The sequence below is a fragment of the Marinobacter sp. KMM 10035 genome (assembly GCF_046537445.1).
Taxonomy (GTDB): domain Bacteria; phylum Pseudomonadota; class Gammaproteobacteria; order Pseudomonadales; family Oleiphilaceae; genus Marinobacter; species Marinobacter sediminicola.
This window is the reverse complement of record NZ_JBBVMG010000004.1, coordinates 1-21,074: the sequence shown is the minus strand read 5'-3', so window position 1 is coordinate 21,074 and position 21,074 is coordinate 1. Positions and strand designations below refer to the sequence as shown.

The 21,074-nt window shown below is 52.3% G+C and carries 17 protein-coding genes; 12 read left to right on the top strand and 5 right to left on the bottom strand.

Annotation, left to right across the window (positions count from 1 at the left end):
- Genes AADB16_RS17050 through AADB16_RS17035 form a run of 4 tightly spaced genes read left to right on the top strand, consistent with a single transcriptional unit; the run spans position 1 to position 4,788 of the window.
- Complete coding sequence (locus AADB16_RS17050; protein ID WP_410805022.1) at positions 1-570, top strand: PilX N-terminal domain-containing pilus assembly protein; 570 nt, start codon at positions 1-3, stop codon at positions 568-570.
- Positions 567-3,974: a pilus assembly protein gene (locus AADB16_RS17045; RefSeq protein ID WP_410805020.1), complete on the top strand. Its 3,408-nt coding sequence runs from the start codon at positions 567-569 to the stop codon at positions 3,972-3,974. Before AADB16_RS17050 ends, AADB16_RS17045 begins: the two co-directional genes overlap by 4 nt.
- 44 nt (positions 3,975-4,018) lie before the next feature.
- Positions 4,019-4,363: a hypothetical protein gene (locus tag AADB16_RS17040; RefSeq protein WP_410805018.1), complete on the top strand. Its 345-nt coding sequence runs from the start codon at positions 4,019-4,021 to the stop codon at positions 4,361-4,363.
- 2 nt (positions 4,364-4,365) lie between these two features.
- A complete protein-coding gene (locus tag AADB16_RS17035; protein ID WP_410805016.1) occupies positions 4,366-4,788 on the top strand; it encodes a type IV pilin protein in 423 nt (140 codons plus the stop codon).
- A gap of 1 nt (position 4,789) precedes the next feature.
- Here AADB16_RS17035 and AADB16_RS17030 read toward each other — a convergent pair whose 3' ends face one another.
- The 3 genes from AADB16_RS17030 to AADB16_RS17020 all read right to left on the bottom strand — a co-directional run bounded on the left by AADB16_RS17030 (position 4,790) and on the right by AADB16_RS17020 (position 8,474).
- Positions 4,790-5,347 (bottom strand): GspH/FimT family pseudopilin, encoded by a 558-nt coding sequence (locus tag AADB16_RS17030; protein WP_410805014.1) that lies wholly within the window; start codon positions 5,345-5,347, stop codon positions 4,790-4,792.
- Positions 5,348-5,430: 83 nt separating this feature from the next.
- Entirely contained in the window at positions 5,431-6,813 is a 1,383-nt protein-coding gene (locus tag AADB16_RS17025) for a sigma-54-dependent transcriptional regulator (protein ID WP_410805012.1), read from the bottom strand.
- Between the two features lie 20 nt (positions 6,814-6,833).
- Positions 6,834-8,474: a sensor histidine kinase gene (locus tag AADB16_RS17020; protein ID WP_410805010.1), complete on the bottom strand. Its 1,641-nt coding sequence runs from the start codon at positions 8,472-8,474 to the stop codon at positions 6,834-6,836.
- Between the two features lie 93 nt (positions 8,475-8,567).
- On the opposite strand from AADB16_RS17020, the gene AADB16_RS17015 reads away from it, so the two are divergent.
- Entirely contained in the window at positions 8,568-10,232 is a 1,665-nt protein-coding gene (locus AADB16_RS17015; protein ID WP_410805008.1) for an NAD+ synthase, read from the top strand.
- A gap of 12 nt (positions 10,233-10,244) precedes the next feature.
- Here AADB16_RS17015 and AADB16_RS17010 read toward each other — a convergent pair whose 3' ends face one another.
- Complete coding sequence (locus AADB16_RS17010; protein ID WP_298453517.1) at positions 10,245-11,078, bottom strand: outer membrane protein assembly factor BamD; 834 nt, start codon at positions 11,076-11,078, stop codon at positions 10,245-10,247.
- A gap of 155 nt (positions 11,079-11,233) precedes the next feature.
- On the opposite strand from AADB16_RS17010, the gene rluD reads away from it, so the two are divergent.
- From rluD to clpB, 3 genes are all read left to right on the top strand, one after another.
- Complete coding sequence (rluD, locus tag AADB16_RS17005) at positions 11,234-12,211, top strand: 23S rRNA pseudouridine(1911/1915/1917) synthase RluD (protein ID WP_410805006.1); 978 nt, start codon at positions 11,234-11,236, stop codon at positions 12,209-12,211.
- A complete protein-coding gene (gene pgeF, locus AADB16_RS17000; RefSeq protein ID WP_410805004.1) occupies positions 12,201-12,968 on the top strand; it encodes a peptidoglycan editing factor PgeF in 768 nt (255 codons plus the stop codon). The genes rluD and pgeF overlap by 11 nt, the downstream gene beginning before the upstream one ends.
- 134 nt (positions 12,969-13,102) lie before the next feature.
- Positions 13,103-15,679 carry an ATP-dependent chaperone ClpB gene (clpB, locus tag AADB16_RS16995; protein WP_410805002.1) on the top strand — a complete coding sequence of 859 codons (2,577 nt, stop codon included), beginning with the start codon at positions 13,103-13,105 and terminating at the stop codon, positions 15,677-15,679.
- An 80-nt stretch (positions 15,680-15,759) separates the two neighbouring features.
- Here clpB and AADB16_RS16990 read toward each other — a convergent pair whose 3' ends face one another.
- Positions 15,760-16,224, bottom strand: coding sequence for a DUF4124 domain-containing protein (locus AADB16_RS16990; protein WP_309045729.1), 465 nt, complete (start codon positions 16,222-16,224; stop codon positions 15,760-15,762).
- A gap of 462 nt (positions 16,225-16,686) precedes the next feature.
- On the opposite strand from AADB16_RS16990, the gene AADB16_RS16985 reads away from it, so the two are divergent.
- From AADB16_RS16985 to pssA, 4 genes are all read left to right on the top strand, one after another.
- Positions 16,687-18,405, top strand: a complete 1,719-nt coding sequence (locus AADB16_RS16985; RefSeq protein ID WP_410805000.1) for an acetolactate synthase 3 large subunit — start codon at positions 16,687-16,689, stop codon at positions 18,403-18,405.
- A 2-nt stretch (positions 18,406-18,407) separates the two neighbouring features.
- On the top strand, positions 18,408-18,899 hold the full coding sequence (gene ilvN, locus AADB16_RS16980; RefSeq protein ID WP_410804998.1) for an acetolactate synthase small subunit: 492 nt from the start codon (positions 18,408-18,410) through the stop codon (positions 18,897-18,899).
- 65 nt (positions 18,900-18,964) lie between these two features.
- On the top strand, positions 18,965-19,981 hold the full coding sequence (gene ilvC / locus AADB16_RS16975; RefSeq protein WP_200204793.1) for a ketol-acid reductoisomerase: 1,017 nt from the start codon (positions 18,965-18,967) through the stop codon (positions 19,979-19,981).
- An 89-nt stretch (positions 19,982-20,070) separates the two neighbouring features.
- Entirely contained in the window at positions 20,071-20,922 is an 852-nt protein-coding gene (gene pssA / locus AADB16_RS16970; protein WP_410804996.1) for a CDP-diacylglycerol--serine O-phosphatidyltransferase, read from the top strand.
- Positions 20,923-21,074: the final 152 nt, after the last annotated feature.

The window sequence follows — 21,074 nt, the reverse complement described above, 5'->3', positions numbered from 1 at the left end:
ATGCAAACGATGATTAAGCAAAAGGGCGCAGCGCTATTGGTGTCCTTGGTTATTTTGCTGGCGCTGACGCTTCTCGCAGTTTCGGGGATGCAGGGCAGTACGATGCAGGAGCGAATGTCGACAGCTCAGAGAGACGGGATGTTTGCTTTGGAAATAGCAGAGACTGCGATGCGCGAAGCTGAAGCTACTTTGGATGGGCTTTCTGATTTATCCGGCTTTGGTTCAACAACAGGTTATTATGACGGAACTCTCGCGAGTACAACTGTTCCATCACCCTTCGTTGCTGCTACCTGGGGGGTGGATGGCTCAGGGGTTCCCTTGAATGCAATCAAAGGAACAGCCGTGAACGGTGTGGATCCGCAGTTCATGTTTGAATATAAAGGCAAAGTTGTTGTGGATTCCCAAGGGCAGTTGCCACGAGATTTCAGCCAGTACGGCAGCGCCGGCCCTGCAGAATTTGATTATGCACGTATCCTTGTAAGAACAGCGGGGCCATCAGGCTCCAGCATGCGCTTACTCGAGGGTTTCTATGTATTTCAGCCCGGTGGGTTGCCAGGAGCAAATCCATGAGCACACTTAACTTCAAAGTTATCATATCCGCAGCTTTACTAGTTCTCCCAACCGCGGGCTACTCAGCTCGGCCTGACTTGGCGCAGGAGCCCCTGTTTATTGGGAGTGCTGTAGGGCCCAACCTAATGTTTATTCTGGATGACTCTGGATCTATGGCTTGGGAGTATATGCCGGATGCAATCAGTGGATATAACAATATAAACTCGAGTAAAGGGAATAATAGCTACCAGGACGGGAAGGATGCATCTTACCCGTTCTACTATTCGTCCCATGTGAACAAAATGTGGTACAACCCAAGCGTTACCTATGAGCCACCGCTTAAGGCAGATGGAACAGGCGCTTTCCCTGACTCTTCATATACGTCAGCACCTGAAAACGGTTATAGCTCAAGCAGCACTAAATATAATCTGAGCAATAGATTCCGCATCAGAAGCTACTACGTCGAGGGTGGTGGGTTTTATTGGACTTTTAACAGTTCGACATCCTGTGATACAACCCCTTACGATAGTAATTGCTATAGCCATGTCTCTGTGAATGGCCTATCGGCTGCTGAAAAACAGAACTTTGCAAACTGGTACTCTTACTATAATACCCGTGTAAAAGCTTCGAGAGCAGGTATCAGCACTGCATTCTTCAACCTTCCTACAAACTTCCGTCTTGGCTGGGGGCGCATCAACTATGATGGTGGAGACGAGAACAAAATTGATGATGCTACATACATCCGTGCTGTCGAAGAGGGAGTAAGGGAGTATAGCTCGACGAGAAGAGAGGAGTTTCTTGACTGGTTGTATGTTGCCCCCGCAAGTGGTGGGACGCCGCTCAGGCGTGCTTTGGAAGGTGCGGGAAGGTATTACGAGCGCAGTGAGCGTGCCTGGTCTGATGACCCCGGGAAGACTGTAAGCAATACCAACCCAGTTAGAGAATGCCGTCTTGCCTATACAATTTTGATGTCAGATGGGTATTACAACGGTAGCGATCCGCGTTCCAGCGCTTACGAAGCAGATGATAAAGATGGCTCTGAAATCACTAATAGTAGAGGTGATTCCTTTAAGTACAAAGCTGCTGATCCGTTTAAGGATGGGGAAGGAAAAGGGGAGGGTACACTTGCCGACGTGGCCATGTATTTCTGGAAGCGCGATCTGAGGACGGATATTAACAACTACGTTCCGACTTCCAACAAGAACCCCGCATTCTGGCAGCACATGGTCACCTACACGGTAGGCTTGGGAGTAGAGGGTTCTGTTGATCCAGTCGCTGCATTTAAGGCCATTGAGGACGGTACGTATGTTGATTGGTGGGGCGGTTCAAATGAAGAAGATAAAGTTAATGACATGCTCCACGCTGCGGTGAATGGCCGAGGAGGCTTTTTTAGCGCCGCCGATCCTGAAAAATTTGCAAAGGAACTCTCGGGAACCGTAAACGCCATTATTGCTGAAGCGGGATCGTCAACCGCTGTTGAATTCGACGTTTCTTCTTTCCAGCAAGGTGCATTGATCTTTGCCTCCCAGTTTGATCCCAATGGCTGGACGGGCGATCTAAAAGCGGCAAAGCTGGGCGGTACCGGCACGCCAATCGTGCCAGATATCAATGATGCGGTAAAAAACGGTAATGGCTGGTCGGCACGAACCATCCTGGATAACCGTGACCTGTCCAACGATGACCGTGTAATTATCACTTACGGTAATGGAGCCAAGGGCTTCCGCTGGGGGAATAATCTGTCTACTGCCCAGAAGGATGATCTAAGGTTTGGAGGTGTAGGGGACGCAGTGGCGGAGCAGCGCCTTGATTACATTCGCGGAGATGTTTCTCTCGATGGGACTACGGGCTGGCGCAAGCGTGGCAGTCGCTTGGGTTCAATTGTTAACTCCTCACCAGAATTTGTTGGCGAGCCACGAGCAATATGGCCAGACGCAGCGCCCTTTGGGACGACGACAAAACGCTTCTCGGATTTTGCGGCCAGTAAAAAGTCCCGTACGCCAGTTGTATATACCGGTTCGAACGATGGCATGCTTCATGGTTTTAATGGAACAGTAAGTGGTGGGGACGAGGTGCTTGCATACGTTCCTGGGTTTGTATACAACGCAACAGATAGTAACGCGGGCTTGCACTTCCTGACTGATCCAGCGTACCAGCACCGCTATTATGTGGACTTGGAAATACGGCAACAGGATATCTTCACCAAGGGTAAGAAGGTCGACGGATCCTTAACCTCGGGCGAGGACTGGAGAAGTATCATCGTTGGCGGCGGTCGAGCTGGGGCAAAGGGCATTTTTGCTCTGGATGTAACAGATCCTGCGGGCTTCACCGAAGCAAATGCTGAGAAGATAATTCTCTGGGAGTTTGCAGGTACCAACGATGCACGGATGGGGTACGTGACCCAGGCTCCGGTGATTGGTTTGACTAAGTGGGGCACAGATACCCGCTGGACGGCTTTTGTGTCTAACGGATACAACTCAGCTACCGCCAGTACCGGGTTCTTCATGCTTGATATTGAAGGTGGAATGGATGGGACCTGGAACTCTTCTGACGTTCGTTATGTTGAGTTTGAGTCTGCAACTAGTAGCCCTGGAGGCTTGTCACCACTGACCGCTTTGGATACAACGGGAGACTACCTTGTAGACCGTGTTTATGCAGGCGATTTGGATGGTAATCTGTGGGTTGCTAATCTGAACAGTTCTGGCTCATGGGCTTCATCGTATAAGGCGGGCGCAGCAGCCCAGCCCTTGTTTACCGCGCAGGCGAGTCAAGCGATTACCGCGGCGCCAGCTGTGTCGGCGAACAAGACCACGTCTAGGGCAGGTAATATACCTAACTTGATGGTTTATTTTGGAACTGGTCAGTATCTGGAGTCGAATGACGTTACGTCGAATAAAACCCAGGCCGTGTATGGCGTATGGGATAGAGGAACCTCCGGGTTAACACGTGGCACACTGGAATCCCGTAGCATCGCAGAGGGCACATTGACCGTGTCTGGTTCTACTACAGCTAAGGTGCGATATTCGACCGGCGGAAAGATGGATTTCACAACAGCCAAAGGATGGTATGTTGATTTGCCTGCCAGTGGGGAAAGGGCTGTCGTTAGCCCTCAGGTTCGAGGAGAGTTTTTGTACTTGAATACCATGATTCCAGATCGAAACCCTTGTTTGGGTGGAGGCAGTGGGTGGCTGATGGCGCTTGGTCTTGATGGATTGACGCCTGAAAAGCGTGCCTTCCTCAAGTTTGGAGCTAAGGTTGCAGGTTATCAAAGCAGCGGACTGCCAAATCAGTCCACGATTTTGGGTAACTTCCGCTTTACGCCGGGTAGTAACAGTAAGGATCCGGTAGATGTTGTAGAAATTCCTCCTCTTAGCGGAGCCGTAGTTAATGCTGGCCGTCGCGGCTGGAATGAGCTGATTAATGAATAGGGCTGATTGAAAGCGTCGTCGTCCAAGGAACAGAGGGTAGCAGTATGAGAACAATGCTTTTGGCCATAGTGGCTATTTCACTGAGTGCTTGGAGTCTAACCTCCATGGCGCAGGAAGGAGCGGGGAAAGTAGCTCAATCATATAACGACTCTGATGGCGAAGGATTGCAACCGCGCCCTGTGCTTGATGCGGTTTACCCTGAGCAGAGGAGAGTGGTGATTGATGATCTGGAGTACTTCCTGGAAAGCTCAATTACCATTAATGGACAAAAAATATCGGCGGATGGAGCAACCGCTGTTTTGCGAGAAGGGCAGCGCTTGCGGAATGTTGTGGCTGAGCGCAAAGATATGAATGGGCGTTTGGTGCTGAAGGGAGTGGATACGCTTTGAACATGTACCTAAATGCAGTGCGCTCTCGTCGCGAGGCAGGTTTTACGTTGATCGAACTGATGATTGTTGTTGCGATCATAGGCATCATCGCTGCTATTGCTTATCCATCATACGTTGAAAACGTCCGGCAGGCTCGAAGGGCTACGAGCCAGGCCGATCTAATGGAGTTGGCGCAGTGGATGGAAAGACAGTATGCAGCTGACTTCTCTTATCTTGAGGGGGGCGCGGCACCGATTTTGCCGTTTACACGGTCTCCCCGGAACGGAACTGCATTTTATAACCTGAGCTTTTCTGGCGCAGGCGTAGCACAGAATACCTACACGCTGCAGGCAGTTCCGACGGGAGATCAGACTAATGACCGTTGCGGCACAATGGGGTTAACTCAGACCGGAGCCAAAACGGCTGCTGCTCCAGGCTGTTGGTAGATTAGCAACGTATCGGGCGTCCTCGTGAATCCTCAGGGATACCATCGCTATCGGTATCCTTGGCAATTCTTACGCGACCACCCCTGCTGATAATAATTTGACCTGCCAGCTTGTTCTCTCCGGATTCGGGGCACCAGGTAATATTGCCCAAATCGCTGTGGATAAACCCGGTTGGTCTAAATTGAAAGAAACTTCGGTTAAGCGAGCGGGCCACTAGGCGCCCCCCGCCACTAGGCGAGATGGTGCGTAGGAGATTTTCGTTTGCGCTAAGTGCTCTGGTGTTGTCGGGGTCCAGAAAGGCATGAATATCACTGTTCCAGTCTCTGCCACAGGAATTGGCCGCATCAAGGGGGCAAACAGTGATAATCGCTCCATTCATCACCGCATGTTGACGGGCAAAAGCAAACACGCCCATGAGGTCATTTAATGCACCTTTTCGCTCCTGACTGTTAATAAGAGTTGTTAACGAGGGGATTACTATATTTATAAGAATTGCAGCGATAACCACCACAATCATTAATTCCAAAAGAGAAAATCCACGAGATTTACGTGTAAGCATTTTTCAACGTCCATGTTTAAACGGTTTAATAGCGCTCGCATCCTGCGAGTCGCCGTATTGAGTCGTTTATAATATCGTGAAACTCACTCCATCCCCAACTTTTTCAATCTATACCTCAACGCCCTAAAACTGATTCCTAGCTTCTTTGCAGCCGCCGTCTTATTCCAGCGAGTCGCCTCCAGTGCTTTCTCAATAGCCTGGCGCTCGATAGACTCCAGATACCCTTCCAAATCGATATTCCCATCCGGGATTAACGAAGGGTTAGCCTGGGAGGTGGCGTCACCGGCAGCATTTGAAGGTGCGCCTGTGGCACGGTTACCACCCAGATGCAGGTCAGAAGCACTGATCCGATCTGCATCGCACAAGGTAAAAGCGCGCTCCAGTATATTTTCCAGTTCCCGCACGTTGCCTGGGAAATTATGTTCCTTCAGCCGATTTATGGCGTCTGGGGTAAGGGTTGCTGCATCACATTCATATTCCCGCGCAATGCGCTCAAGAATGTGGTTTGCAAGTATTTCAATATCATCTTTGCGATCCCGTAGGGGAGGTACGCCCAGCTCAATCACGTTAATCCGGTAAAACAAATCCTGTCGAAAGGTTCCCTCCTGAACCAGCTCCGCCAGGTTTTGATGAGTCGCGCTAAGCAAGCGTATGTCGACGGGCAGTTCTTTGGTATCACCTACCGGCCGCACAGCCTTTTCCTGAATGGCTCTCAGCAGTTTTACCTGCATGGCCAGCGGCAAGTCAGCAACTTCGTCCAAAAAAAGAGTGCCGCCGTTTGCAGAGCGGAAGAGCCCATCCTTGTTGTCAACGGCTCCTGTAAAACTGCCTTTTTTATGCCCAAAGAATTCACTTTCCATCAGCTCGGAGGGAATGGCGCCACAGTTAACGGCAATAAAGGGGCCGTCACAGCGTGGGCCTTGCAGGTGAATCATTCGAGCTACCAGTTCTTTACCACTGCCGGATTCGCCATTGATAAACACTGGGGCCTGGCTTCTGGCAAGTTTGCGGGTCTGGTTGCGCAGTTTCTTTATCTGCGTGGAATTGCCAAGCAAAAGCCCTGGCTCATCCGTGGTGTCGTCAACACTTGATTCGGTTTTGGTCAGTTTAAGCGCGCTGTTAACTAACTCTCTAAGTCTGGACAGCTCCACCGGCTTGGAAACGAAATCGAATGCGCCCGCTTTCAGCGACTCGATGGCAGTGTCCATGCTGCCATACGCGGTGATAACCGCCACAGGCGTGCTTGGCCGATGCTTCTGGATCCATTGCACCAGTTCTATACCGTTGCCATCCGGCAGGTTCATGTCGGTCAGGCAAAGCTGGGGACTGTGGGTTTCCAGCAATTTGAGTGCGCTGGTAATATCGGGAGCAGTCAGTGTTTCTATACCCATGCGGGTAAGGGTAATCTCAAGAAGATCCCGGATATCCGGTTCGTCATCAACAATCAGCGCGGTATAAGTGGTCATCTTGTCGTGCTCGTTCCTTGTCAGATCATTCGTCCAGGGTGGGCAAAGGTGATGCGAAAACAGCAGCCTGGCTGCTCGTCTTCGATCAAGGACAAGTGGGCCTGGTTAGCCTCACACAGTTCTCTGGCCAGATAAAGCCCGAGGCCAGTGCCACCTTTGTCCGTTGTGTAAAACGGTTCGAAAACCGAATGGCGGAATTCCGGCGCAATGCCAGGGCCAAAGTCCCTCACATCCAAGTAGGTACGCTCCCCATCTGTTGTGGCACCCGCCCGCAGTTCGATTTTCCGTTCGCCTGAATGCTGCTGGCTGTATCGCAGGCCGTTGTCACACAAGTTTACCAGTACCTGCTCAATCTGGCTTTTATCAAATCGTGCGTCGGGGATGTGCGGCTCGACGCTCAATATTACATCAGCAGGAGGGTCGGTTTCTTTTTGAGTTTGCAGGAAGTCAGCTCTGTATTCTGCCAGCCAGATTGCGACATCAACCAGATCTGCATTTGCAGGTCTGCGACGGGAAAGGCTGAGCACGTTTTCTATAATGCCATTTACCCGGCGCGAGTGCCGCCGAATGATGTCCAGCATTTGCAGGTCGCTGGCATCAAGATGAGGCGACTCTTCCATTAGTTGGGCTGCGTGGCTTATGGCCCCGAGGGGGTTGCGAATTTCGTGGGCGATACCGGCAGTGAGGCGTCCCAGAGAGGCCAGTTTCATTTGCTGAGCCTGCTGGGTCACCTTGCTCATATCTTCAATAAATACAAGAATCTGTTCACCAGGTTCCGGGTCAAGCTGGGTGAAGCTAACCTGTAAAAGTGGCGAGGTAGGCGCGGGTTGGAACGGCTTTGTCCGCATTTCGGGGTGCTTCAGCCAAGTGTCTAGCCCGGATTTCAGGGCCTGGGGCAGTGTGCGGGAGCGCGCGGGCTGTTGGGCGAGATCCGTCGGAATCCCGAAGAGCAACTCCTCGGCGGCAGCATTCGCCAGCCTTATCTGCCCATATCGGTCGAGCACAAGAATGCCGGTGCGCATGCGCTGGATAATCTGCTGGTTGATTTGTTCCAGCTCAACAATGCTCTTGGCCCGGCTGGTGGCGAGCGCTTCGCTTCGCATCATTCTTCGCGATATATTTTGTAGAATGAATGCGGCTGCAAAGTACAGAATGCCGAAGGAGCCAGCGCGTACGATGTCATCGCCGTTGCCATTAGCAGTCAGAATCGCCCAGCCCGAAATGCCCAGTGAGCAAATTGCGGCAAGGGCTGCGTAGAAGGTGCCCATTCGGCTGGGGGTAAGAATATTGCCCGCTGCTACTGAGATGATCACAAGGTTGGCCAAGCCACTGGCTATGCCCGTGCTGGCAAATAGTAGCCCGTGAATTACCAGAATGTCCAAGAGTATGGAGAGGGTAATGTGCCGTTGAGTTGGCTGAAACCCTGCGAGCATAACCATCGCAACAAAGCTGTTTAAAGCAAAGTAACCCGCCACACCAAACTGGTAGTACTCGAGATATCGAAATTGGGTATCAAGGTTTACCGGTTCAACGAATAGCAGAGCCGCCAGCATAAGGCTGATCACAAGCCGGTAATGGTTGTAGATGCGAAACAGTCTAGTCTGCTGCATGCCGGCGGGGCGTTTGCCGGTTTTGACTGCCGATACCGTGTCTGTCGCCATGGTTTTCAGAAATCCGTTGTTGAGCGGAAGAAATCAGGGTCTATGGGAGGGTATAATAGCCTTTTCGTGGCAATGAGTTACAGGAGCCAAAGTATGTCTGTTTCCGGGAGCACGCCGTATTCCCCTGCATCAACCCGCAGCCTGAGGGTTGTGATGGCGCAATTGGATTTTCTTGTGGGGGACATTCCCGGTAACACCGGCCGGATTATCGATGCAACTAAGCGCGCGCGCGCTGATGAACACGCCGACATTGTTGTGTTTCCTGAGCTCAGTATTACCGGGTATCCACCGGAAGACCTCTTGCTGCGGCCTAGCATGGAGTTGCGCGTGGGTGAGGCGCTGGAGCGCTTGCAAGCGGCGGAGCTTGGCGCGGCAATTGTTTTCGGAGCACCGATACGAAGTGGTGGTTTGCTCTTCAATGCGGCGGTGGTGATCGAAGGAGGTGAAATAACCGGGCGTTATTTCAAGCGATTCCCACCGAATTATCAGGTGTTTGATGAAAAGCGCTATTTTTCCGAGGGCGTGGGGGCTGTGGTGGTCAATATCTGTGGCGTACCGGTTGGCCTGACGGTTTGTGAAGACATTTGGGCAGATGGCCCTGTTGAAGATGCTGCAGCTGCAGGTGCGCGGTTGATCATTAACCTGAATGCATCCCCCTATGATATCGACAAGCAGGCCCGCAGAAAGGCGTTACTTGAGCGCAAGTCCCGGGAGAATCAGGTGAGCATCGTTTACACCAATCTGGTGGGAGCTCAGGATGAGCTGGTATTTGATGGTGGCTCTATGGTTTACGACCATTCTGGATCTCTCGCGGTAGAAGCTCCTCAATTCACCGAGGGCCTGTTTCCGGTAGATTTTCTATATGGGCGGCACTGCCAGCCTGCCTCCCAGCCCCTTCCAGCAGAACCGGCGCTGGAAGAGAATGTATACAGCGCATTGGTGACAGGCGTTCGCGATTACGTCAACAAGAACGGGTTCAAGTCGGTGGTTCTTGGTCTCTCCGGTGGTATAGATTCTGCTGTAGCTCTGGCGGTGGCGGTGGATGCACTGGGGCCGGAGCGTGTGCGCGCTGTCATGATGCCGTTCCGGTACACCTCGGATATCAGTCTGGAGGATGCAGAAGCTCAGGCTTTGGCCATGGGCGTTCAGTACGATGTTTACTCAATAGAGCCGATGTATGAATCTTTTATGGCGGCGCTGGCAGAGCCATTTGAGGGCACAGCAATCGACACCACCGAGCAAAACCTGCAAGCGCGTATTCGCGGCGTTATGCTTATGTCGCTTTCCAACAAGTTTGGGTCGCTAGTGCTTACTACCGGCAACAAGAGCGAGTTGGCGGTAGGCTACTCGACCCTTTACGGCGATATGGCTGGCGGCTTTGATGTGCTCAAGGATGTTCCCAAGACGCTGGTTTTTCGTCTTGCCTGGTATCGGAATTCTGTTTCTCAGGTGATTCCTGAACGCGTGATAACGAGACCACCCTCTGCGGAGCTGGCTCCAGATCAGAAGGATGAAGACAATCTTCCGGGGTACGATGTGCTGGATCAGATTCTGAATCTGTATGTCGAGAGGGATTTCAGCGCAGATGCGATTGTTGCAGAAGGTTTTGATCCGGCGGATGTTACCCGTGTTATCCGCTTGGTGGATCTTAACGAATACAAGCGCCGGCAGGCACCTATTGGGATTCGTATTACTGAGCGCGGGTTTGGCAAGGATCGCCGCTATCCCATCACCAGTGGGTGGAAAAGCGGCAATTGAAAGAGTGGATTGTTATTCGTCGCCCAGGATTCCGAAGGTAACCACACTGGAGAGTGAGCGGTTTTCTCGCTTCAGCAGGTTGGCTTCAAACTCGCCATCGCTGTTGAAGGCGTCGCTTTCCGGGAAGTTCTGGCGAAGCAGTGCTACAGCATCTTGAGAGCCTTTTTTGAACTTAAGGAAGTCAAAGGTTTCTGCCAGGACTATCAAAGCATCTTCAACTGCAGGTGATGTAGGGTAGTTCTCTACGATGTAGCGTGCCCTGTTGTTAGCTGCCACATAAGCTTCCCGCTTGATGTAATAGCGTGCTGCGTGCAGCTCCAGCTCCGCCATGCGGTTGCGAACGGCGATCATGCGTTGCCTTGCGTCTGCCGCGTATTCGCTTTCCGGGTAACGGTTTAACAGCTCACTGAAATCACGGAAGGACTGTAGTTGCTCCCCAGCATCCCGAGCTGCAACATCAATCGAGAAATAACGTGCGGCCAGGCCGATATCCAGGTTATAAGAAGCGAGCCCGCGCATGTACAGAGCATAATCTGCGTGGTCACTTTGAGGGTTCAGGCGCAGGAAGCGATCTGCTGCGGCGCGGGAACCTTCAAGATCAAGGTTTTGGTAGCGGGCATATATAAGGTCAAGCTGGGCCTGTTCGGCGTATCGGCCGAAAGGGTAGTAGGTCTCCAGGGAGTCAAGATTTTGCTCGGCTTCGTTGAAGTTGCCAGAGTTCATTGCTTGGCGGGCATTGTCGTAATAGGTTTTTTCCGGAAGCACTTCCTCTGGCCCCTTGGAGGCGCAGGCACTGATTAAAACAACCAGTGTAGAAAGTAGCAGTAAACGAACACCTGATCTCATGCCGGAATCCCGTATAATGTCGATAAATTCAAGGGCGCCATTGTAGCGGGGATCTCGCCTTATGTGCAGCCTCATGTGAATACATGTAGAGCGCGCGCCCCGACTATTTCCAATATACTGATCAAAACATAACACTCACAGGCCCTGGGGGCTGAATGTCATCTGAAAATCGAATTGTTGCCAGTTTTGCTGTGCCGTCCGCGCTGAGTGATCGGCGCCTGGACCAGGCAGTGGCAGAACTCATGCCTGAACACTCACGCTCGCGCCTGCAATCGTGGATTCGCAGCGGTGCGTTAACAGTAAATGGAGAAGTTCGCAGGCCGAAAGACAAAGTGATGCTCAGCGACCGGATAGAGCTGGACGCCGAGCCTGAAGCCCAGGTTACCTGGCAGGCGGAAGCCATCAGCCTGGATATTGTCTATGAAGACGAGCACTTGCTTGTGATTAACAAGCCTGCTGGTCTGGTGGTGCACCCTGCAGCTGGGCACGCCGATGGCACCTTGGTAAATGCGCTTCTGAACTATGCCCCGGAGGTGGAAAATCTTCCCAGAGCCGGCATCGTCCATCGTCTTGATAAAGACACATCAGGAGTTATGGTTGTTGCCCGCAGCCTGATCGCCCATACATCGCTGGTTGATCAGCTGCAAACCCGCAGCATGGGGCGGGAGTACGAGGCGGTAGTTGTTGGTACCCTCACCGGTGGCGCCACAGTGGATGCGCCCATTGGTCGTCACCCACATGAGCGAAAGAAAATGGGGGTCGTCAAAAGCGGTAAGGCAGCGGTAACCCATTATCGTCTGATTGAGCGTTTTGCGGCCCATACTCATGTGCGCTGCAAGCTTGAAAGCGGTCGCACACATCAGATTCGAGTGCACATGGCTCATGTGAAGCACCCGCTGGTGGGTGACCCTCTCTATGGCGGCCGTTTGCGACTGCCAAAGGGCACAACCGAAGAACTGCGCCAAGTGCTCTCCGCATTTCATCGGCAGGCACTGCATGCGCGACAGCTCACGCTGGAGCATCCCGAAACTGGAGAGATCCTGAGCTGGGAAGTGCCCTTGCCAGAAGATTTCGTAAACTTGTTAGCAGCGTTGCGCAAGCATGTTAAGGATCTGGAGAGCGATGAGTTCTGATGAGCGTTCGGCGCTGCCGCTGATTCGCCCGGATTGGCCAGCGCCCTCGAATATCCATGCGGTGTGCACTACCCGTGTGGGCGGCGTTAGCATGCCGCCTTGGGATAGCATGAACCTTGGTGACCATGTGGGCGACGAGCCCACCCATGTGTTGGAGAATCGCCTGCAATTGGCCCAGGGTTGTGGTCTTCCAACGGGCGCTTTCGGGTGGCTGAACCAGGTCCATGGTACTGACGTTGTCCGGCTGCCATTAGAAGAGGGTGTTCTTGCTCCAGGCGCAGATGCAAGTTATACCGATGCTGCCAGAAGCGCTTGCACAATTCTGACGGCGGATTGTTTGCCCGTCATTCTCTGTGACCAGAATGGAATCACAATTGCAGCTGCCCATGCAGGCTGGCGTAGTTTGTGTAGTGGTGTTCTGGAAAAACTGGTGTCTGAAATGGGCGCGCCCAGCAATACCTTGATGGCTTGGCTGGGGCCAGCGATAGGCCCAGAGGCATTTGAAATAGGCCCGGAAGTGAAAGCAGCGTTTATGGCTCATGACCTAGAAGCCGAGATTGCGTTCAGTTCCGTGGGTGCTCGAAAGGGCCATTACATGGCCGATATATATTTGCTTGCCCGGCAGCGCCTACAAAATATGGGTGTCACAAAGCTATATGGCGGTGGCTTTTGCACGGCTACCGATAAACAGCGTTTTTATTCCTATCGCCGCGATGGCAAGACCGGCCGTATGGCCACCGCTATTTGGAAAACCTGAGCCCCGTCAATTTTCTGACGATTTGGTTTGTAATGGCCTTGAACTTCCCCTGATAGTCCCTACATTAGTTTTCAATGCTAACCGAATGTGCAATTACTGATCGCATTCGCTGAACAAGTCGGGGAAACGAATTCATGAGAATCGACAAACTCACCAGTCTTTTACAGGCCGCACTGGCTGACGCGCAGTCACTAGCTGTTGGCAAAGATCATAACTTTATTGAACCTTTGCATCTGATGCAGGCCATGCTGGATCAGCAAGGCAGTTCCATAAAGCCGCTTCTGAAGCAGGCGGGCGCTGAACCTGGTCGTGTGCGTATGGTTGTCGCACAGGAAATAGAGAACCTGCCTGAAGTGAGCGGCAGTGCAGGCGATGTCGCTATGTCTAACGATATGGGGCGCCTGTTCAATATTGCCGATAAATTGGCGCAGCAGCGGAAAGACCAGTTTATCTCCAGTGAATTGATGCTTTTGGCCGCGCTGGAAGATCGTGGCACGCTTGGTCGTGTTTTGCGTGAGCAGGGTGTAGATAAGACCGCGCTGGAAAAAGCTATTAATGCCGTTCGAGGTGGTGAAACTGTGGATGATGCAGGTGCAGAGGAAAGCCGTCAGGCGCTCTCCAAATATACGATTGATCTGACCGAGCGGGCCGAAGCCGGCAAACTTGACCCGGTAATTGGTCGTGACGACGAAATACGTCGCACTATCCAGGTACTGCAGCGCCGCCGTAAAAACAACCCGGTACTTATCGGAGAGCCGGGTGTTGGTAAAACCGCCATTGCCGAAGGCTTGGCGCAACGGATCGTAAACGGCGAAGTACCCGAGGGTTTGAAAAACAAGCGAGTGCTCTCTCTGGATATGGGATCGCTCATAGCTGGCGCCAAGTTCCGGGGTGAGTTTGAGGAGCGTTTGAAAGCGGTGCTCAATGAACTCGCCAAGCAGGAAGGTCAGATCATTCTGTTCATTGATGAAATCCACACGGTGGTGGGTGCAGGTAAAGCCGAAGGCTCCATGGACGCGGGCAACATGCTTAAGCCGGCGTTGGCGCGGGGGGAACTGCATTGCGTGGGAGCCACTACGCTGAATGAATACCGTGAGAACATTGAAAAAGACGCGGCCCTTGAGCGCCGCTTTCAAAAAGTGCTGGTGAAAGAGCCGAATGAAGAAGACACCATCGCCATCCTCCGCGGACTGAAAGAGCGCTACGAGGTGCACCATGGCGTCGAAGTGACGGATGGGGCGATTATTGCAGCCGCCAAACTGTCTCAGCGCTACATCACTGATCGTCAGCTGCCGGACAAAGCCATCGATCTGATTGATGAGGCGGCTAGCCAGATTCGTATGGAAATGGATTCGAAACCAGAACCCCTGGATCGCTTGGAGCGCAGGCTTATCCAGCTCAAAATCGAGCGCGAGGCGCTAAAAAACGAGACCGATGCGGCGTCAAAAAAGCGCCTAGAAGAGCTTTCCAGTGTTATTGGAGGAGTGGAGCGTGAGTACGCGGATCTTGAAGAAATCTGGAACACGGAAAAGGCTGCATTGCATGGCTCCCAGAAAATAAAGAGTCAGCTCGAACAGGCCCGTATTGATTTGGAAACCGCTCGACGAGCCGGTGATCTTGGCAGGATGTCTGAGCTTCAGTATGGACGCATTCCTGAGCTGGAGCGTCAGCTGGATATGGCAAGCCAAGCAGAAATGATGGAGATGAAACTACTGCGGAACCGTGTTACCGACGAGGAGGTTGCGGAAGTGGTCTCCAAGTGGACAGGTATTCCGGTCTCCAGAATGCTGGAAGGTGAGCGCGATAAGTTGATGCGAATGGAAGAGGCCCTGCACAAGCGGGTGATTGGTCAAAGTGAAGCTGTAGAGGCGGTATCGAATGCAGTGCGCCGCTCTCGGGCTGGCTTGGCAGATCCGCAGCGGCCTAATGGCTCCTTCCTGTTCCTTGGGCCGACTGGGGTTGGCAAAACCGAGCTCTGTAAGGCGCTCGCTTCATTCCTGTTCGATACTGACGACGCTATGGTGCGGATCGATATGTCGGAGTTTATGGAGAAGCATTCCGTTGCCCGGCTGATTGGCGCGCCCCCGGGATATGTGGGTTATGAGGAGGGCGGCTACCTTACCGAAGCCGTTCGTCGCCGCCCGTATTCCGTACTTCTATTGGATGAGGTTGAGAAGGCGCATCCGGATGTATTCAACATACTGCTCCAAGTGCTCGATGATGGCCGACTTACTGACGGCCAAGGTAGAACGGTGGATTTCAGCAATACGGTTATTGTGATGACGTCTAATCTGGGCTCGGACATTATTCAGCAAAAAGCGGGAGCTGAGAATTACGACGCCATGAAGGCTGCAGTTATGGATGAAGTGGGCACTCACTTCCGGCCTGAGTTTATAAATCGTGTGGATGAAGTGGTTGTATTCCATCCTCTTGCTGGAGAACAGATTCACGGAATTGCCAAAATCCAGGTTGAGATTCTCAACAGGCGCCTGCAGGAGCAGGGCGTGAAGTTGGAGTTGGACGACGTTGCGATGAATCTTCTGGGTGAGGTCGGATACGACCCGGTATACGGAGCGCGGCCACTAAAAAGAGCGGTTCAGAGGATGATCGAAAACCCGTTGGCACAAAGACTTTTGCGGGGAGATTTTGTTTCTGGTGACACCATTCGTGCCACGGCGGATGGCAGTGTGTTGGTGTTCGAAAAGGCTTGATCAAAGGCTGGAGAAAAAGTGGGCGTGGCTTGGGCTTTGCCCACTTTTTGCTTTCTTGGGATTGCTTTCGTACTTGAGGCTTATTGTTGAGTCTCAGGGCCGCAGCTCTCGGCGACAACTTCTTCGAACTTCACTTTTTGTTCAGCGATTTCTTCAGGTGCGAGGTAGCGCTGCTCGCCATCTTCTTCGACCCGAATGCGCGCGTTACTTTCAATGACTTTGAGATTTGCGCGGGCAGTTTCGCAATTTGCCTCGCGCTGTTTGCGGCGAGCCGCTTCAACCGCGGTCTCATTTTCCCGGTCGGTCTTCTTCTGTTGTTGCTCTTGCAGTTCGTCCAGGCGTTGCTGCGGGCTGCTCCGGCCGCTGTCGGATCCAGAGGAAGTGCCAGAACGAACATTGACAGTCTCAGAGTTGGCTCCTACCGGCTGACGATCACCATAATGGGTAACGCCATTGTCGTCCGTCCATTTATACACAGAGGCACTCATTGCCATGCTGGGTGCTACGGCGATTAATAATGTCAGCATCAGGGTTTTTCTGTTCATGGCTCTACTCGTTGTGTTTTACGTGCGCCTATCATGCCACCTGTGGGAGGAATTTTCTTCCGCCTGGTTCAAAACTCCGCACCTGAGTTCTGAATATTTAAAGCAGAGCATCCAACACAATGGGTACAGAATGCAACTGTGGCTATTGACAGGGAGTTTAGCGCTGTCAGAATTACAGATTGCCTGAAGACTGGGGCTAACGGCAGGCAATCCCGTGCAAGTATCCCCCGTTATTTACCACACTGAGCGTGCCGCGCACCTGTCGCGGAATGGTTGTTGCTTACGTGCAACCCGTTGATTGGCCGTTCTCCGCAACCCTCAGGAGGGCGGCTGGCCAGGAGACAACCTCTTAACAAGGTGTGGAGCAGCCGGTTCCGCTTTCAAAAGAAGCAGGGTAACCGTGAATCCAGGCAATCGGGCGTGTGCCCGGCTTATTCACTCGTAAGAAGAGGGTAGAAAATCGTGGAGTTATTGTCTGGTGCCGATATGCTGATCCGCTCTTTGCAGGATCAGGGAATCGAGTACATCTATGGCTATCCGGGTGGTGCAGCCCTTCATATTTATGATGCACTGTTCAGGCAGGACGAAGTCAAACATATACTGGTGAGACATGAGCAGGCCGCAGTTCACATGGCTGATGGCTATGCGCGTGCAACGGGTCTGCCAGGGACTGTGCTTGTGACTTCAGGTCCTGGAGCTACCAACACCATTACCGGTATTGCAACTGCATTCATGGACTCCATCCCTATGGTGGTTCTGTGTGGGCAGGTTGCGTCCACCTTGATTGGCGAAGATGCCTTCCAGGAAACCGATATGATGGGCGTTTCCCGGCCGGTCGTTAAGCACAACCTCAGTGTGCGTCATCCATCCGAGATCCCGGAGATTATCCGCAAAGCGTATTACATTGCCTCGACCGGTCGACCCGGCCCGGTTGTTGTGGATATCCCGAAAGATATGACAGCCCCCAATGAGCGCTTCGAATATGCCTATCCGAAAAAGGTTAAGCTGCGCTCCTACAACCCGGCCATACGAGGCCATGCAGGCCAGATCAAGAAAGCGGTTGATATGATGTTGGCGGCGCGCCGGCCGATAATATATGCCGGTGGTGGTGTTATTCTGGGTAAGGCCTCTGGGCAGCTGACAGAGTTGGTGCGCAAATTGGGGTATCCGATTACCAACACTCTGATGGGAATTGGTTGTTATCCGGCCAGTGATAAGCTGCATCTTGGCTGGTTAGGTATGCACGGAACCTACGAAGCCAATATGGCGATGCACCACTCAGACCTTATTCTGGCGGTCGGTGCGCGTTTCGATGACCGCGTAACCAACGCAACGGAAAAGTTCTGCCCCGGTGCGCGCATTATTCATATTGATATTGACCCTGCGTCCATTTCCAAAACTATAGACGCCGACGTGCCAATTGTTGGTCCGGTGGATGCGGTTCTCAAGGAAATGCTTGCTCTTGTCAAAGAAAGTAAGGAAAAGCCCGATGCAGAGGCTCTCGCAGCCTGGTGGAGGCAGATCGATGAATGGCGCGCGTTTCATGGTATGCGCTATGAGACCAGTCCGGATGTAATCAAGCCGCAAGAAGTGGTCGAAATGCTTCATCGTCTCACTAATGGGGATGCATTTGTAACCTCCGATGTGGGGCAGCACCAGATGTTTGCGGCTCAGTACTACAAATTTGACAAGCCTAACCGTTGGATTAACTCAGGTGGCCTCGGCACCATGGGCTTCGGCTTGCCAGCCGCAATGGGCATAAAGCTCACGCATCCGGATGAAGAGGTCCTCTGTATTACCGGAGAGGGCAGTATCCAGATGAATATCCAGGAGCTGTCGACTTGTAATCAGTACAAGCTGCCGGTAAAGATCATCAACTTGAATAATCAGTCGTTGGGCATGGTGAGGCAGTGGCAGGACATGAATTACGAGTCCCGTCACTCCCATTCGTACATGGAGTCGCTACCAGATTTTATTAAGTTGGCAGAGGCTTATGGCCATGTGGGCATCCGGATTGATAAGAAAGAAGATCTGGAGCCGAAGTTAAAAGAAGCTTTGGCCATGAAGGACAGGCTGGTTTTTGTGGATATCCAGGTTGACCGCTTTGAGCATGTATATCCGATGCAAGTGGCTCGCGGCTGCATGAAAGATATGTGGCTCAGCAAGACGGAGAGAGTGTGATCATGCGTCGAATCATTTCTGTGTTGCTTGAGAACGAACCGGGGGCGCTGTCCCGAGTCGTTGGGCTGTTTTCGCAGCGGAACTACAATATCGAGACTTTGACAGTGGCGCCCACCGAGGATGAGACCCTGTCTCGCCTGACAGTGACAACGACAGGCCCGGATCGTGTTATCGAGCAGATCACCAAGCAGCTCAATAAGCTGGTTGAGGTGGTTAAATTGGTGGACTTGACTGAGGGCCCCCACATCGAGCGGGAGCTGATGCTGATCAAACTGAAGGCGACCGGCTCTCAGCGTGCCGAAATAAAGCGCACGGTGGATATTTTCCGGGGACAGATAGTTGATGTCACCAGCTCCGTCTACACCGTTCAGCTTGCGGGCGCCAGCGACAAATTGGACGGTTTCGTCCAGGCAATTGGAGCGTCGGGTGTGCTTGAGGTGGTGCGTTCGGGGGTTTCCGGGATCGCCAGAGGCGAAAAGGTTTTGAGTCTTTAAGCTGTTTTGTATATCACGAACGATTTGGTCTTCTGAAAGGCCATCACAAATCATAGAGGTTAGTCATGCAGGTTTATTACGATAAGGATTGTGATCTTTCCATCATCCAGGGCAAGAAAGTTGCCATCATCGGTTTTGGCTCACAGGGTCACGCTCATGCGTGCAACCTGAAAGAGTCCGGTGTTGATGTAACTGTTGGTCTGCGTCCGGGATCCTCATCCATTGCCAAGGCAGAAGCCTATGGCCTGAAGACCAGTGACGTACCGTCTGCAGTTGCTGCTGCTGACGTTGTAATGATTCTGACTCCAGATGAGTTCCAGTCCCAGTTGTACGCAGCCGAAATCGAGCCGAACCTGAAGCAGGGCGCTACTCTGGCATTTGCTCACGGCTTCGCTGTTCACTACAACCAGATCGTTCCACGCAAAGATCTGGACGTAATCATGGTTGCCCCTAAGGCGCCAGGTCACACTGTTCGCACCGAATTTGCTAACGGCGGCGGTATTCCTGATCTGATTGCTATCTTCCAGGACGCATCTGGCAATGCCAAGAACGTTGCTCTTTCTTATGCGAGTGGCATCGGTGGCGGTCGTACCGGTATCATCGAAACTACTTTCAAGGACGAGACTGAAACTGACCTGTTCGGTGAGCAGGCTGTGCTTTGTGGTGGTGCAGTTGAGCTGGTTAAGGCAGGTTTCGAGACCCTGACTGAAGCAGGTTATGCACCGGAAATGGCGTACTTTGAGTGTCTGCACGAGCTGAAGCTGATTGTAGATCTGATGTACGAAGGCGGTATCGCCAACATGAACTACTCCATCTCTAACAACGCAGAGTATGGTGAGTATGTGACTGGCCCGGAGATTATCAACGAGCAGTCCCGTGAAGCCATGCGCAACGCGCTGAAGCGTATCCAGAGTGGTGAGTACGCGAAGATGTTCATCTCTGAAGGCGCTCTCAACTATCCTTCAATGACAGCGCGTCGTCGTCAGAATGCCGAGCACCAGATTGAAGTGACGGGTGAGAAGCTGCGCGGAATGATGCCATGGATCTCTGCCAACAAGATCGTAGATAAAGACAAAAACTAAGCGAAGTTCTGCTTAGATTAATAAAGCGCGGCCCGGGTGGCCGCGTTTTTCGTATATACTTCACCCAAATGCTTTCCGGAGTAGTGGGAATGACTGACGAAAGAAAAGATACAGAAGTGGGCTCTTCGGCCGCCGAGCCGGAGATTTCTACCCGTTCAGCGGGCGAGTGCGACATCGAGCCTGGCGAGGTAGTGGAAGAAGAGTTGGTTGAGGGGGCGCCGGTGCGAAAGAAGGGGATATACCTGCTTCCTAATGCGCTCACGACAGCTTCATTGTTCTCTGGCTTTTACGCCATTGTGTCTGCTGCAGGTGGTGTTTTCGATAATGCGGCCATTGCGATATTCATCTCCATGATTCTCGATGGTCTTGATGGTCGTGTAGCCCGGATGACCAATACGCAAAGCAAATTTGGTGAGGAGTATGACAGTCTCGCTGATATGGTTGCTTTTGGTGTTGCTCCCGGGTTTGTTGCTTTTTTCTGGTCTTTGAATGGGCTGGATAAAATTGGCTGGGCTATTACCTTTATCTATGTGGCCGGAACAGCTTTACGCCTTGCACGGTTTAATACTCAGATTGGTTCCGTGGACAAAAAGTATTTTGTTGGGTTGCCCAGTCCTGCGGCTGCTGCGTGTGTTGCTGGTCTCGTTTGGTGCTTCCATGCATTCGAGCCTGCGGCATGGCTCACCTTCTTGACCATAGTTGTTGTGGGTGGCTCAGGCGTGCTGATGGTCAGTAATGTGCTGTATCACAGCTTCAAGGATCTCGATCTTCGTGGTCGTGTGCCTTTTGCTGCCATACTTCTTGTGGTTCTGATTCTTGTGGTGATCGCACTGGATCCGGCTACTGTATTGTTTAGCGGGTTTCTGGTCTATGCATTGTCTGGGCCCGTTCGTGCTTTGTTTCGGGGAAAGTCGCGTAGATCGGCTAAGGTTGGCAAGTGAAGCTCTGAGGTGTCCCAGGGTTTGTGTGATTTTTGATCGGTTTCCACCTTTTTTGGCCTGTTTATAGGTGGAAACCGAGGTTCTCTGAAATTAAATGAAAATGGCCGTTGACAGATCTGCGTGTGTCTGTAGAATGCGCATCTCCTTCGAGG

Coding starts and splice junctions, on each gene's coding strand:
- AADB16_RS17050 (WP_410805022.1), top strand. CDS start 1: ATGCAAACGATGATTAAGCAAAAGGGCGCAGCGCTATTGGTGTCCTTG.
- AADB16_RS17045 (WP_410805020.1), top strand. CDS start 567: ATGAGCACACTTAACTTCAAAGTTATCATATCCGCAGCTTTACTAGTT.
- AADB16_RS17040 (WP_410805018.1), top strand. CDS start 4,019: ATGAGAACAATGCTTTTGGCCATAGTGGCTATTTCACTGAGTGCTTGG.
- AADB16_RS17035 (WP_410805016.1), top strand. CDS start 4,366: ATGTACCTAAATGCAGTGCGCTCTCGTCGCGAGGCAGGTTTTACGTTG.
- AADB16_RS17030 (WP_410805014.1), bottom strand. CDS start 5,347: ATGCTTACACGTAAATCTCGTGGATTTTCTCTTTTGGAATTAATGATT.
- AADB16_RS17025 (WP_410805012.1), bottom strand. CDS start 6,813: ATGACCACTTATACCGCGCTGATTGTTGATGACGAACCGGATATCCGG.
- AADB16_RS17020 (WP_410805010.1), bottom strand. CDS start 8,474: ATGGCGACAGACACGGTATCGGCAGTCAAAACCGGCAAACGCCCCGCC.
- AADB16_RS17015 (WP_410805008.1), top strand. CDS start 8,568: ATGTCTGTTTCCGGGAGCACGCCGTATTCCCCTGCATCAACCCGCAGC.
- AADB16_RS17010 (WP_298453517.1), bottom strand. CDS start 11,078: ATGAGATCAGGTGTTCGTTTACTGCTACTTTCTACACTGGTTGTTTTA.
- rluD (WP_410805006.1), top strand. CDS start 11,234: ATGTCATCTGAAAATCGAATTGTTGCCAGTTTTGCTGTGCCGTCCGCG.
- pgeF (WP_410805004.1), top strand. CDS start 12,201: ATGAGTTCTGATGAGCGTTCGGCGCTGCCGCTGATTCGCCCGGATTGG.
- clpB (WP_410805002.1), top strand. CDS start 13,103: ATGAGAATCGACAAACTCACCAGTCTTTTACAGGCCGCACTGGCTGAC.
- AADB16_RS16990 (WP_309045729.1), bottom strand. CDS start 16,224: ATGAACAGAAAAACCCTGATGCTGACATTATTAATCGCCGTAGCACCC.
- ilvN (WP_410804998.1), top strand. CDS start 18,408: ATGCGTCGAATCATTTCTGTGTTGCTTGAGAACGAACCGGGGGCGCTG.
- ilvC (WP_200204793.1), top strand. CDS start 18,965: ATGCAGGTTTATTACGATAAGGATTGTGATCTTTCCATCATCCAGGGC.
- pssA (WP_410804996.1), top strand. CDS start 20,071: ATGACTGACGAAAGAAAAGATACAGAAGTGGGCTCTTCGGCCGCCGAG.